The organism is Salinispora mooreana (assembly GCF_000379065.1).
In the GTDB taxonomy this organism is placed as follows: Bacteria; Actinomycetota; Actinomycetes; order Mycobacteriales; family Micromonosporaceae; genus Micromonospora; species Micromonospora mooreana.
The window spans coordinates 427855-441455 of the sequence record NZ_KB900614.1; the positions used below are offsets into that span (position 1 = coordinate 427855).

Below are 13601 nucleotides of genomic sequence, written 5' to 3' on the forward strand. Positions count from 1 at the left end.
TTCGATTGTAGGCCGATCGTTGCCGGGTCACCCAGGTGACGGGGGCCGCACGGGGCCGATCAGCGACTCCACTGCCGGGCCAGCCGGGCCGCCAGGGTTCGCAGCCCGTCAGCCGGCTGACTGACCGCTGCCTCCACCCCGCCGTGTTCGGCCCCGCCGTAGTGCTCAACCAGGCTGTGCGCCTCGGTGACGCCCGCCGCGGCCGCCTCCCGTCGGCCCGCGCCCACCCGCCCCGCCAGCACCACGCACGGCACGCCTCGGTCCCGGGCTGCGCCGGCCACTCCAGCGACCACCTTGCCGCGCAGGGACTGCTGATCAAACGAGCCCTCGCCGGTGATCACCAGATCGACCGTGTCCAGCGCGGTGTCCAGCCCGACGGCGCGGGCGACCAGGCCGATCCCCGACTCGCACCGGCCGCCGAGGGCGAGCACCGCCGCGCCCAGCCCACCGGCAGCCCCGCCACCGGGCAGGGCGCCGAGGCCACCGGGGCAGCCGGGCAGGTCCCGTTCAAGGACCGTGGCGAACCGCTCCAGCGCCGCGTCAAGTAGCAGCACGTCCGCCCGGTCGGCGCCCTTCTGCGGACCGAAGACACTGCTCGCCCCGTGCACCCCGAGCAGCGGGTTGTCCACGTCCGTGGCAGCGACCAGCCGGGCGTCCCGCAACCGCGGCGCGCCGTCCAGCGCCGCGACGGCGGCCAGCGCCGCTCCCCCGTACGGCAGGGCCGCACCAACCCCATCCAGCGGTGGCACGCCGAGGGCGGCGAGCAGGCCCGCACCGGCGTCGTTGGTGGCCGAGCCGCCGAGCCCGATCACCACCTCGGAAGCGCCGCACTCGACGGCGGCGGCCACCAGCAGCCCCACTCCGTACGAGGTGGTACGCCTCGGGTCGTACTCGGCCGGGGTGAGCAGCCGCAGGCCACAGGCCTGAGCGCTCTCCACGTACCCGGTGCCGGCCGGGGTGAGCAGGATCTCACCGGCCGTCTGACGGCCGAGCGGGTCGACGGTTGATACCGGCACCCGACGGACGTCCATCGCCCCGGCCAACACGTCCAGGAACCCGGGACCACCGTCGGCGAGGGGGTGCACGAGCAGGTCGTCGTCCGGCGCCACCGATCGCCATCCGTCAGCCACGGCGGCGGCCACCGCCGGCGCCGCAAGAGTGCCGGCGAACTTGTCCGGACAGAGCAGCACACGCATGCCGAGCAGTGTGGCAGCACACACCGGCAGAAGTCGCAACGCGGTGGCGCTGTGGAACCATAGGGGCGTGACGTCGACCTGGGTTGAACCTTCCGCCACCGCCACCGCGCTCCTCCTGCTCGGTCGGGGAAGCGATCCGGCTACCGAACGGGGAGTCGAGTGTCCGGGCGAACTGCCGGCGCCGAGCGATCCCGACCTGGTGGCCCGGGCAACGGCGGCGAAGGCACAGCTGGGTGACCGGGTCTTCGTGCTGGGCCACCACTACCAACGCGACGAGGTGATCCAGTTCGCCGATGTGACCGGCGACTCGTTCAAACTGGCCCGGGAGGCCGCGGCCCGGCCGAACGCGGAGTACGTCGTCTTCTGCGGCGTGCACTTCATGGCCGAGAGCGCCGACATCCTCACCACGGACCAGCAGCGGGTCGTCCTGCCCGACCTGGCCGCCGGTTGTTCAATGGCGGACATGGCAGCGCTTCCGCAGGTCGAGGCCGCCTGGGAGACCCTGGCCGACCTCGACCTCGCCGAAGGCACCGTCCCGGTCACCTACATGAACTCCTCGGCGGACATCAAGGGTTTCGTCGGGCGCAACGGCGGCGTCGTCTGCACCTCGTCGAACGCCAGGCGGGCGCTGGAGTGGGCGTATCAGCAGGGTCAGCGGGTGCTCTTCCTCCCCGACCAGCACCTGGGCCGAAACACCGCCGTTCTGGAGCTGGGTCTCTCGCTGGACGACTGCGTGCTCTACGACCCGCACAAGCCGAACGGCGGGCTCACCGCCGAGCAGCTACGCGACGCTCGGATGATTCTTTGGCGGGGGCACTGCTCGGTTCACGGCCGGTTCACCCTCGACAGCGTCAACGACGTACGCGAGCGGGTTCCGGGCGTCAACGTGCTGGTGCACCCCGAGTGCCGGCACGAGGTGGTCCGCGCCGCTGACTTCGTCGGATCCACGGAGTACATCATCAAGACGATCGAGGCGGCCCCGGCCGGCTCGGCGTGGGCGGTGGGCACGGAGCTGAACCTGGTCCGCCGGCTGGCGCTGGCCAACCCGGACAAGCAGATCATGTTCCTGGACCGGGCGGTCTGCTACTGCTCGACCATGAACCGCATCGACCTGCCCCATCTGGTGTGGGCGCTGGAGGAGCTGGTCGCCGGCCGGGTGGTGAACCAGATCACGGTGGATGCGGAGACCGCGCACCAGGCCCGGGTCGCGCTAAACCAGATGCTCGCCCTGCCGGGAACGGAGAACCGGCCGCCAAGTGGAACGTGATAGCTGTCCGTAGCCACTCTGGCGCTAAAAGTACTACAACGCCGATACATGCCGCCAAGGGTGATCTGACCGAGTCCGTCTTCATCACCGAGGGCTATGCTGCCCTGGGCGACGACACGTGGGTGTCCGGTTACCGACCCCTGCCACCACAGATCGCAGGACATCCAACCCCACCGATACCCGGCACCACTCGACGCGCTGGAGGTTGCGTTGACCGATGACGTCCTGGTCGTACACGGAGGCACTCCGCTGGAAGGGCGAATTCGCGTACGCGGTGCGAAGAACCTCGTCTCCAAGGCGATGGTCGCCGCGCTGCTCGGGGACAGCCCGAGCCGGCTCTACGACCTACCGAAGATCCGTGACGTCGAGGTCGTCCGTGGCCTGCTCGGCGTACACGGGGTCAAGGTCACTGATGGCGACGAGGACGGCGCACTGGTCCTCGACCCCGCCAACGTGGAGAGCGCCAGCACCGACCAGATCAACGTGCACGCCGGTTCAAGCCGGATCCCGATCCTGTTCTGCGGGCCACTGCTACACCGGCTTGGCCACGCCTTCATCCCCGACCTCGGCGGTTGCCACATCGGCCCCCGCCCGATCGACTTCCACCTTCAGGCGCTGCGTGAGTTCGGGGCGACCGTCGACAAGCAGCCGGAGGGCCTACACCTGTCGGCGCCGAACGGCCTGCACGGCACGAAGTTCGCACTGCCCTACCCGAGTGTCGGCGCCACCGAGCAGGTGCTGCTGACCGCGGTGATGGCCGAAGGTGTCACCGAGCTGCGCAACGCGGCGGTCGAGCCGGAGATCGTCGACCTGATCTGCGTCCTCCAGAAGATGGGCGCGATCATCAAGGTGCACACCGACCGGGTGATCGAGATCCAGGGCGTGCCGAAGCTCCACGGCTACTCGCACCGCCCGATCCCGGACCGGATCGAGGCGGCCAGCTGGGCCGCCGCCGCGCTGGCCACCCGCGGCCACGTCGAGGTGCTGGGCGCGGAGCAGGCCGACATGATGACGTTCCTGAACATCTTCCGCTCGGTTGGCGGTGAGTACGAGGTCACCGACGCCCGCCCACCCCGGCTGAACGACCCCGGCCAGGAGGGCGGCATCCGATTCTGGCACCCGGGCGGGGAGCTGAAGTCGGTCGCGCTGGAGACCGACGTGCACCCGGGTTTCATGACCGACTGGCAGCAGCCGCTGGTCGTGGCGCTGACCCAGGCCCGCGGCCTCTCGATCGTGCACGAAACGGTGTACGAACAGCGACTCGGCTACACGTCGGCGCTGAACTCGATGGGCGCGAACATTCAGATCTACCGAGACTGCCTGGGTGGCACGCCGTGTCGCTTCGGCCGGCGCAACTTCAAGCACTCGGCGGTCATCGCCGGGCCGAGTAAGCTGCACGCCGCCGATCTGGTCATCCCCGACCTGCGGGCCGGGTTCAGCCACCTGATCGCGGCGCTCGCCGCCGAGGGCACCTCCCGGGTGTACGGCGTCGACCTCATCAACCGTGGCTACGAGGACTTCGAGGCAAAGCTCGCCGACCTCGGCGCGCACGTCGAACGACCATGACCCACACCACCGCAGGCGGCGATACCCGCTCCTGATGTCCGCGCCCGACGCACCGCGATGTGCACCGGGCGCGGACATGTGGCTACGCTTGGCACGTGCCCCTGTTTCGTCGCAAAGCCACTGACCTGCTCGACGAAGTCACCACACCGGTGACTCCCGAGGAGGAGCCCGCCGCCCACCCCCGGGGCTACACGCCGGCGAAGGGGCGCGAGACGCCCAAGCGGCCCAGCATCGGGCGGCGCCCCACCACGGCGGTCACGTCGCTGAGCAAGGAGGAGCGCCGCGCGGAGCGCCGCCGACTGCGCGCCGAGTCGGCCGCGGAGTTCCGCCGCGAGGGCGGCCCCCGAGACCGGGGGCCGGAGCGGCTACTCGCCCGCAACGTGGTCGACTCCCGACGCACGGTGGGCACCTGGTTCTTCGGTGGCGCACTGATCGTGCTGCTCGGCTCGAACCAGGCGATGCCGCCGGAGGTCCGGCTCGGCTCCAACATCCTGTGGGTGGTGCTCGCCTTCGCCTTGATCATCGACTCGATCCTGATCTCACGAAAGATCAAGAAGCTGGTCCGGGAGCGTTTCCCGAACACCGGGCAACGGATGGGCTCGCTCTACCTCTACGCGATCATGCGGTCGATCACCTTCCGCCGGATGCGAGCCCCCGTACCCCGCGTCGCCATCGGCGACCCGGTCTGACGGCACCCGCCGCGAGCAGCTGCTCGCCCCCCTTCCGACACCTCGACCCAGCACCAGCGGGGGCACGGACGCCACCGGAACCGCCCCCGGCAGCTACGAAGACCCTGTGGTCAGCTGTCCGGGATGCCGAAACCCTGGTCCGGATTTAGCCCACATTTCCGGAACATGGGATAACGTTTGGGTCCCGCGCGGGCGCCGCAGTGGCGGCAACCGAGCCCGCGCCGCTACCCTCCTTCCGCAGCTACGCCTTGCTGGACGGAAGAAGCTACGGCCGGCGGGTGCCCAGCGCGACAAGGTGCAACGAGGTGACAATCGCCGTGAGCGAGCGGACGCGAGCCGGTCATCGGGGCGCGCCCGAACGCAACCAGACGCCCCCGCCAAGTCTCGCGCATTCCCTGCGGGCAGGCCAGGGCAGCCCCCTCGGCCACGCCGGCGACGGGGCGTGCGGATGAGTCGCGGCGGATACGGCGACCCGTGGCACCACCTCGCCGAGCCGTCCTGGATGGTCGAGCCGACCAACGAGTGGTATCCGCAGTTCCCCGGCCAGCGCTACCCCGGCGACATCGGGATCGAACACACCCAGCCGCCTGCCGCGCGCGGGCGAGCTGCCAATGTCGGCCGGGCCACGGTGCCCCCGCTGGCGCCGACCCGCCCCGACGGGACGTACACCGGCCGATCCTGGGATGAACCAGACAACCGCCGGAGCCGCCGCGACGAGGAGCCGCGCCGCCGGCAACCCGGCGCGGCGCCCCAGGGGGCCGACCGAGGCCGGCGGCCGGAGTCGGGGGGTTTCCGCGACGGCGACCCCGCCTGGGACCGGGACCGCCACCGCACCCGCGCCGGGCACGGTCAGTACGCCCGTCCGGACCGGCACGACGACCGGAGTTCGTGGCACGAGCCCGGCGGGCGGAACCAGCCGGTCTCCCCCGCCCGGCACCCAGAACCGGGCTGGATTCCCGAACCGGACGAGGAGCGACCCCAGGGACGCGAGCGCTACGCCCTCGGCCGGGAGGCTGGAGGGCCGCCACCTCGAAGCCGCTACCCATGGGGACGGTCAACCGACACCGATCATGGTCGGCCCGGCGCACCGCCGGAGAGCGATGGTGGGCACCCGAGGCCGGACGGGCCCCAGGCGAACCGGGATGGGCACGTTGGCCCATTCCCACGACGGCATTCGGACGGCCACGGCCACCTGGCCGGCCCTGCTCCCGCTGCCGAGCACCACGCCGTCCACCCGCACCACGACGGAGCACCCGGACCGGTCCGCCACCCCGACCGACAGCCAGGCCAGCAGCCGCGCCCCAACCGTCGGCCCGGCACCCCACAGCCCTGGCCCCCACCCCAGCCGGGCCCAAGCCAGGAGAACCCCCGGCACGGCGAGCCACCCCGACCGCACCTCCCGCCACCGCACCGTCCGCCGCAGGGCGGTCCCCCGATGAGCACGTCGGCGCCCCCGTACGGCCGACCCGTGTCCGGTGCCCCCAGCCGACCGGTGTCCGGTGCCCCCAGCCGACCGGTGTCCGGCGGTGCGGGGACGGCCCCACCGCCCCCTCCGCACCAGCACCGCCCGGTCACCGGCGCACCTCCCGGACCGCCGCCACCTCCCGAGGCGGACGGGCCAGCACCAGCCACCAGTACATCGCAGCCGCGGCGGTATGTTCCGCCACCGCCCACCACCGAACCCGTCGGTCCGGCGCCGGGCCCGAGTGGGCCAAACGCCTGGTTCGGACCGGCCACCACCCCTGCCCCCGCCCCCGCCGAGCCACCCACGCCCGCCGCCGCGTCAACCCCGTCCAACCCGGATGCACCGTCGCCGACCGCCGCACCCGACCAGCCCGACGAGGGGTCAGCCGCCGCATCACCACCCTCCGCGGAGCCAGCCAGCACCGCCCCCGGGTACGCGGAAGCCGCCAGCACCCCCGGGGAGGAGGCGGAACCCGCCAGCACCGCACCGGAGGAGACCGAGTCAGCCGGTGCCGCACCGACCACCGCTGCTGCTGGCGTCCTCGAGAGCAGCGACGAGACTCCGGACGAGGATTCAGCCCCGATAGCGGACGCTGCCCCGACGGAGAGCCCGGACCCGGCACAAGCCGACACTGGCCTGGAACGTGCGCCAGCGGCGGGACCCGCCCCCACCGCCGAGCCCGCCTCGTCGGATTCGGAGGCCGCGAGGCCACCGGAGCCGGACCACATGCTCCCCGCGCCCACACCGCGACCGGCGGCCAACCCGGCGGAGACGGAGGCAGTGGAGGCCAATCCAGCGGAGACGGAGGCAGTGGAGACGGAGGCGGAGGCGGAGGCAACGGAGGCGCCCACGACGGAGACGCGGGAAGGCCCCGCACCGGAGACAGCGGCCACTCCCCCGCCGGATACGGTAGCCGCGCCCGCGACTGTTCCGCCCGCCGAGGACCGGGGCGACCCCGCGGATGCCGCGGACGCCGACGACACCGCCCCGCCGGGCGACCCCGAACGGGTCCTGGCCAACCTTCCCTGGCGACTGGACCCGGCCACGCTCCGCGAGGTCATCCCCGACCCGGGGCAGTTCCGGAATATCCGACACCGGCTGACCGAGAAGCTCGACACAGCCATGGACAACCGTTCCCGGGCCCGGCTGCTCAGTCTGCGGGCCGTGGCGTCCCGGGCGGCTGGTGATCTGGACGACGCGCTGGCAGACGGCCGACTGGCCCTGACCTACGCGGAGGCCACCGGCGAGTTGCGACGGTCCGCTCTCGCCCAGGCCCGGCTGGCGCACGTGCTGCGGTGGCGGGGCGAGTACGACGAAGCCGACCGCCTCTTCGCCCAGGCGAACTCGCCGGAACTGCCCGACCGACTCCGGGCGGCGCTGCACGAACATTCTGGACGGTGCTGCGTTGACCAAGGTCGACTGATCGAGGCCTGCCTGCACTTCGAGCGGGCGTTGGACCTACGTGGCACCGCCGATGCGGAGCTGCTGGAGCGGGTACGGATGAGTCTGGACGCGGTCGCCGATCGGGCCGCCAAGTCCGGCTTCGGGCCGTACCCCCGCAGCAGGGCGGAGTTGCTGGAGCCGGAACAACCACCGGCGCCGGCGCGCGACGGCGATCTCTGGGGGTACGCCGACCCGGACGGTGATCTGGTCATCGCGGCGGAGTACGCGGAGGCGCAGTCGTTCCGAGAGGGCCTGGCCTGGGTACGCCGCCCGGACGACCAGCGGTTCTCGCTGCTCGATCGAGCTGGCAGCACCGTGTTGACAGCGTCCTGGCTGGTGGTCCGCCCGTTCGCCGACGGGCTGGCCTGGGTGTCCCAGGGTGAGCCCGGTGGCTGGCGTGCGATTGACCCGCAGGGCGAGGTCGTGGTGCCACCGGGCTTCGCCGACGTGCGCCCGTTCCGACACGGGATCGCCGTGGTCCGGCGGGAGGGGTGGGGCGCGGTCGACCGCGCCGGCCGGCTGGTGGTACCGACCCGCTACCACGGGTTCGCCACCATGCTCGTTGCCGGCGGGCAGGTGGATGGCTTCACCGAGGACGGCTTGGCCGTCGTTGACCTGGCCGGGCGGTATGGCGTGGTGGACCGGACCGGACGGGTGGTCGTACCGCCGGTGCACCCGGCGTTGGTGGTGCACCCCGTGGCCTACCTGGTAGCCACCACCGCCGGCCGATGGGGGGCGTTGGATCGGCAGGGCGGACCGCTGATCGAGCCGACGCATCCCGACCAGGCCGAGGTGCTCACCGAGATCGAACAGCTACTCACCGATGCGGTGCCACTGCTCTGACCTGGTCGGACAGAAAGCTCGGCCGGCAACGGCTCGGCGACCGTCCCCGCTACTGCATCGGGGTCGGCGAGCAGAACCGTGCCCTTCGTGGGCGTGCCACCGAGCTAAGGTCAGGGAATGGAATTCCGACACCTGGGCCGTTCCGGCCTGATGGTCAGCGAGATCTCATACGGAAACTGGATCACCCACGGCTCGCAGGTTGAGGAGGAGTCAGCCGTCGCCTGTGTCCGGGCCGCCCTGGACGCCGGTATCACCACCTTCGACACCGCGGACGCGTACGCGGGCACCCGCGCGGAAGAGGTCCTCGGTCGGGCGCTGCAGAACGAACGGCGTTCCGAGTTCGAGCTGTTCACGAAGGTGTTCTGGCCGACCGGGCCGAGTCGCAACAACCGGGGCCTGTCCCGCAAGCACATCATGGAGTCGATCGACGGCTCGCTGCGCCGGCTGGGTACCGACTACGTCGACCTCTATCAGGCGCACCGGTATGACCACAGCACCCCGATCGAAGAAACAATGGAGGCGTTCGCCGATGTTGTCCGCGCTGGGAAGGCCCTCTACATCGGGGTCTCCGAGTGGACCGCGACGCAGCTACGCCAGGCCCACCCGCTCGCCCGTGAACTGCGGATTCCCCTGATCTCCAATCAACCGCAGTACTCGATGCTGTGGCGGGTCATCGAGTCCGAGGTGGTGCCGGCCAGCGAGGAGTTGGGCATCGGCCAGATCGTCTGGTCCCCGATGGCCCAGGGTGTGCTGACCGGCAAGTACCAGCCGGGCCACCCCCCACCCGCGGGCTCCCGGGCCACCGACGAGAAGTCCGGCGCGCACTTCATCGCCAAGTGGCTCAGCGACGACGTGCTGACCCGGGTGCAGCAGCTCAAGCCGCTCGCCGAGCAGGCGGGGCTGAGCATGGCCCAGCTCGCCATCGCCTGGGTGCTGCAGAACCCGAACGTCTCCTCGGCAATCATCGGTGCCTCCCGCCCCGAGCAGGTGCACGACAACGTCAAGGCGGCCGGGGTACGGCTCGACGCCGACCTGCTCAAGGCGATCGACGACATCATCGAGCCGATCGTCGAGCGGGACCCGGCCCGGACCGAGTCCCCCGCGCAGCGGCCCTGACCCGCCCACGGCGGTGGGCCGGCCGGGAGGACCCGGCCGGCCCACCGCCGTGCGAAATGACCGGCCCACCGCGGCCGGAGTGACCGGCGGTACCGCGCGGGCTCAACCCTGCCAGAAGCGGACCAGGTCCAGGCCGAGCCCGTACAGGCCCGGCGGTAGGCCCAGCGCGTCACCGACGGCGAAGACCGTCCCGAAGAACCAGCCGTTGATCCGGGGGTTCCACAGCAGCGCGAAGAGCAGGAGAAAGCCGTACGGCGCGAAGAGGTCGTACACCCGCCGGTACGGCGGGGAGAGCCATGGCTGGATCATGTTGCCTCCGTCCAGCCCCGGCACCGGAAGCAGGTTGAGCAGGCTCGCCGTGAGTTGGAGGAAGGCGAGCAGTGCCACCGCAGCCCAGAACTGCACCGGCCCGCCGCCGCTCGCCGCCAGCCGGACCGCGATGACCAGCACCAGCGTGAACACCACGTTCGTGGCCGGGCCGGCGAGGCTGACCAGGGTGTGCCGTAGCCGCCCCGGGATGGCGTGCCGGTCCACCCAGACCGCGCCGCCGGGCAGGCCGATACCACCGAGCAGCACCACCAGCACCGGTAGCGCGATCGACAGCAGCGGATGGCTGTACTTCAGTGGATTGAGGGTGAGGTAGCCCTGGTGCGCGACGCTGCGGTCACCGGCCCGGAACGCCACCAGCGCGTGCGCGTACTCGTGCAGGCAGAGTGAGACCAGCCACCCGGATACGACGAAGAGGAACACGTTAACCCGGATGTTGCCGCTTTCCTGCCAGGTCAGGAGTCCGCTGAGCGCGAAGAGCGCCACCAGCCCGAGGAAGACCGGGCTGGGGCGGAACGCTGCCCGGGGCACGCCCAGCACCAGCGGCCCGCCTCCAGCGCGGTCTCCGGTCATCACTCCGCCGGGGGCTGCAGACTCATCCGGTACTCCACGCGGTCGTCCTCGACAAGCAGGACCGCGATCACGCCGGCCGCCGCGAGTTCCCGCCAGGTCTGGCCGATCCAGGACTCGGCGTCCGCCTGGCTGGTGAACGACTCGGCCGGCCCGGACGCCGGCTCGCCGTTCTCGCCCTCGTACTGCCAGCTCCACGCCATCTGCGTGTCTCCCCTCGCCGCTGATCTCCCGTCAGCCTAGTCCGCCGCGCCGCCGACGGCTGCACGTCCGGCCCAGGCATGATCGTTTCGAGGCGGATGTGAGCAGTTCCGGGAGGAGCGGGGCGGGAGGCGGGCAGGCACCGGGCGGCCTTAAGGTACGGGCATGTCCATTGACGGGTGGAACACGGTCCTGGTGCTCGGCGGAATCCGGTCGGGAAAGTCCGAGTTCGCCGAGGCCCTGGTGGCCGACGCGCCGGCGGTCCGGTATGTGGCCACCGCCGCCGACACCAGCACCGACGATACGGAGTGGGCGACCCGCCTCGAAGCTCACCGCGCCCGCCGGCCGACGACGTGGACCACGGAGGAGATCGCGGGGGAGCCACGCCGGCTGGCGGAGATGCTAGCCGCCGCGCAGCCCTCCGAGACGCTACTCGTTGACGATGTCGGTGGCTGGGTGACGGCTCTCCTCGACCCCGCCCACCAACCCGCCGACGCCACGGCCACCATCGCCGAGCTGGCCGCGGCGGTCCGCTCCTGCCCGGCCCGGCTGGTGCTGGTGAGCTCCGAGGTCGGCCTCTCGCTGGTGCCGACGACCCCGCTCGGCCGCGCCTTCGCCGATGCGCTCGGCACCGCCAACCGGGCGATCGCCGACGCGGTGGACACGGTCGTGCTGGTGGTCGCCGGCCAGCCCATCTGGCTCAAACCGCTCCCACCGACCCGCCCGGCCGCCGTCCCGGCTCAGGTCACGCCGGCCGCCGCCGGCAGCAGAGCTGCTACCAGCCCGATCCTCGCACCGACACCGCTACCGGAGGTGCTGACCCCGAGCGCCCCGGCCGAGCTCGCCACCGGTGCCGGCGCCCCCTGGTTGACGCCGCCGGTGGCCGCGACCGGCCTGGCCATCGAGCCGGGCCTGGAGCTGCCTCTGCCCGACGAGGACGCCGGCTCGCAGGCCGTGGAGCGGGTGGCCACCCGGGACCTGCCCGGCGCCGGCTTCGGCGGGCTCACCCAGCTGGTCGAGTTCGCCGCCGCCACCCAGGGCACTTCGCAGCCCACCCCCTGGGGCAGCACCCGGCTGCTGCTGGTGCATGGCGACCACGCGGGCGGCGCTGCCGCCGGCACCGCCCCCGGCGACTCCGCCCGCCGAGCCCAGGAGGCCCGGGAGGGCCAGGGTGTGTGGGCCCGCCTCGCCGCTGAGGCCGGGGCCGAGCTGCAGGTGGTTGACGCCCCCGCCGCAGACCCGATCGAGACCGACCCGGCGCTCCCCCTCAACCAGGTCGAGGCGGCGTTGCAGCTCGGCTGGCGGCTCGCTGACCAGGCCGCCGACGCGGGCGTACGGCTGCTGGTGCTGGGGGCATGCGGCGCCGGCACCGACGCCGCCGCGGCAGCCGTGCTCGCCGCCACGGCCGGCGCCGAGCCACCCACCGTGCTCGCCCGGGTGCGCACCGACGCCGGTGAGTACGACGACGCGGCGTGGATGGTGCGCTGCGCGGCCGTCCGGGATGGGCTGCACCGCAGCCGCCACTCGTCCCGCGAGCCCAAGGAGATCCTCGCCGAGGTGGGCGGCGGCGACATCGCGGTCGCCACCGGCGTGCTGCTCGGTGCCGCCGCGCGGCGGCTGCCGGTGCTCCTGGACGGGCCGGTCGGGGTTGCGGCCGGTCTGGTCAGCCGTGACCTGGCCGGACCTGCCCGGCACTGGTGCCTGCTCGCCGACCACGGCGGGCACCCCGGTGTCCAACTCGCCGCCGACGTGCTCGGCCTCAATCCCCTGCTTGACCTGCGACTGGACGTGGGCGAGGGCGGGAACGCGTTGGTGGCGCTGCCGCTGCTGCGGTCAGCGCTGGCCGTGGCCGCGGCGCTGCCGGCGCACCCGTCGCTACGGGTCGGGTCGGAGGAGGCCGCGCCGACGACGGAGCGGGTGGCCGCCGGCTCAACAACGAACGAACCACACGAGGCCACGCCACCGACGGAGGAATCAACGCCGGCCAAGCCGACGGAGCAACCAGAGCCGGCGACGCCGACGGAGGACGAGCCGGACTTCCGCGAGCCAGAACCGGCCGGACCGGGGCCCACCAGTACCGATCCGGAGTCCACACCGCTGGATTCGTCTGGCCGGCGTGCCGGCTGAACCGCGGCTCGCCGCCGGGGCCCGGCTGGCGCTGACCACGTTTACCACATTGCCGGTGCGGGCCGGCCGGATCGACCGGGCCGTCGCCGGCACCGCGATGGCCCTGGCCCCGGCCGTCGGCGCGCTACTCGGCGCCCTCCTCACCGGAGTGCTGCTACTCACCGGCGGCTTCGCGCCACCACTGGTAGCCGCTGGCGTCACGGTCGGGGCTGGCGCACTGCTGACCCGGGGGTTGCACCTCGACGGGCTCGCCGACACCGTGGACGCGCTCGGCTCGTACCGGCGCGGTCCGGCCGCGCTAGAGATCATGAAGAAGCCGGATGTCGGCCCGTTCGGGGTCACCGCGCTGGTGGTCGTCCTCCTGGTGCAGGCGGCGGTGCTCGCGGAGTTGGCCGAGTGGTCAATGCCGACCGTGCTGGCGGCGGTGGTGACCGCAACCGCCGCCGGGCGGCTCGGAGTCGCGCTGGCCTGCCGGCGCGGGCTGCCGGCAGCTCGACCGGATGGGCTGGGAGCCCTGGTCGCCGGGACCGTCGGGCCAGGCGCCCTCGCTACCGGGGCCACCGCGGTGGCGCTGCTGGCGCTCGCCGCCGTGCCGGACCGTCCGTGGCAGGGACCACTCGTCGTCATCGCCGCCCTCGCCGCCGCGGTCTGGCTGCTCCGGCACGTGGTGCGCCGCCTCGGTGGGGTCACCGGCGACGTGCTCGGTGCCACCGTCGAGGTGGTCACCACCCTTGTCTACCTGGGACTGGTCTTGTCCGGCTGAGCTCCGCACATCCCGGCGGGTAGCGTGG

10 protein-coding genes are annotated in these 13601 nt (G+C 72.4%); 7 read left to right on the forward strand and 3 right to left on the reverse strand.

Going from position 1 to position 13601, the window contains the following annotated elements:
- Positions 1–59 precede the first annotated feature (59 nt).
- On the reverse strand, positions 60–1196 hold the full coding sequence (locus tag SALPAC6_RS0101950) for a glycerate kinase family protein (RefSeq protein WP_033666320.1): 1137 nt from the start codon (positions 1194–1196) through the stop codon (positions 60–62).
- 67 nt (positions 1197–1263) lie between these two features.
- Between SALPAC6_RS0101950 and nadA the strand changes: the two genes are divergently transcribed.
- The 5 genes from nadA to SALPAC6_RS0101985 all read left to right on the forward strand — a co-directional run bounded on the left by nadA (position 1264) and on the right by SALPAC6_RS0101985 (position 9585).
- Positions 1264–2463, forward strand: a complete 1200-nt coding sequence (nadA, locus tag SALPAC6_RS0101955; protein WP_018251768.1) for a quinolinate synthase NadA — start codon at positions 1264–1266, stop codon at positions 2461–2463.
- Positions 2464–2673: 210 nt separating this feature from the next.
- On the forward strand, positions 2674–4029 hold the full coding sequence (murA, locus tag SALPAC6_RS0101960) for a UDP-N-acetylglucosamine 1-carboxyvinyltransferase (RefSeq protein WP_018251769.1): 1356 nt from the start codon (positions 2674–2676) through the stop codon (positions 4027–4029).
- A gap of 95 nt (positions 4030–4124) precedes the next feature.
- The gene (locus SALPAC6_RS0101965; protein ID WP_018251770.1) at positions 4125–4718 is read left to right on the forward strand and encodes a DUF3043 domain-containing protein; all 594 of its coding nucleotides are present in this window, start codon (positions 4125–4127) and stop codon (positions 4716–4718) included.
- A gap of 448 nt (positions 4719–5166) precedes the next feature.
- The gene (locus SALPAC6_RS25220) at positions 5167–8469 is read left to right on the forward strand and encodes a WG repeat-containing protein (RefSeq protein WP_188115225.1); all 3303 of its coding nucleotides are present in this window, start codon (positions 5167–5169) and stop codon (positions 8467–8469) included.
- 117 nt (positions 8470–8586) lie between these two features.
- On the forward strand, positions 8587–9585 hold the full coding sequence (locus SALPAC6_RS0101985) for an aldo/keto reductase family protein (RefSeq protein WP_018251774.1): 999 nt from the start codon (positions 8587–8589) through the stop codon (positions 9583–9585).
- 102 nt (positions 9586–9687) lie between these two features.
- Here the strand turns inward: SALPAC6_RS0101985 and SALPAC6_RS0101990 are convergent, their stop codons facing one another.
- Both SALPAC6_RS0101990 and SALPAC6_RS0101995 read right to left on the reverse strand, forming a co-directional pair.
- Positions 9688–10485 (reverse strand): site-2 protease family protein, encoded by a 798-nt coding sequence (locus SALPAC6_RS0101990; protein ID WP_018251775.1) that lies wholly within the window; start codon positions 10483–10485, stop codon positions 9688–9690.
- On the reverse strand, positions 10485–10685 hold the full coding sequence (locus SALPAC6_RS0101995) for a hypothetical protein (protein ID WP_018251776.1): 201 nt from the start codon (positions 10683–10685) through the stop codon (positions 10485–10487). Before SALPAC6_RS0101995 ends, SALPAC6_RS0101990 begins: the two co-directional genes overlap by 1 nt.
- Before the next feature lie 163 nt (positions 10686–10848).
- Between SALPAC6_RS0101995 and cobU the strand changes: the two genes are divergently transcribed.
- Positions 10849–12810: a bifunctional adenosylcobinamide kinase/adenosylcobinamide-phosphate guanylyltransferase gene (gene cobU / locus SALPAC6_RS0102000; protein WP_018251777.1), complete on the forward strand. Its 1962-nt coding sequence runs from the start codon at positions 10849–10851 to the stop codon at positions 12808–12810.
- Positions 12800–13573, forward strand: a complete 774-nt coding sequence (locus tag SALPAC6_RS0102005; protein WP_018251778.1) for an adenosylcobinamide-GDP ribazoletransferase — start codon at positions 12800–12802, stop codon at positions 13571–13573. The genes cobU and SALPAC6_RS0102005 overlap by 11 nt, the downstream gene beginning before the upstream one ends.
- Positions 13574–13601: the final 28 nt, after the last annotated feature.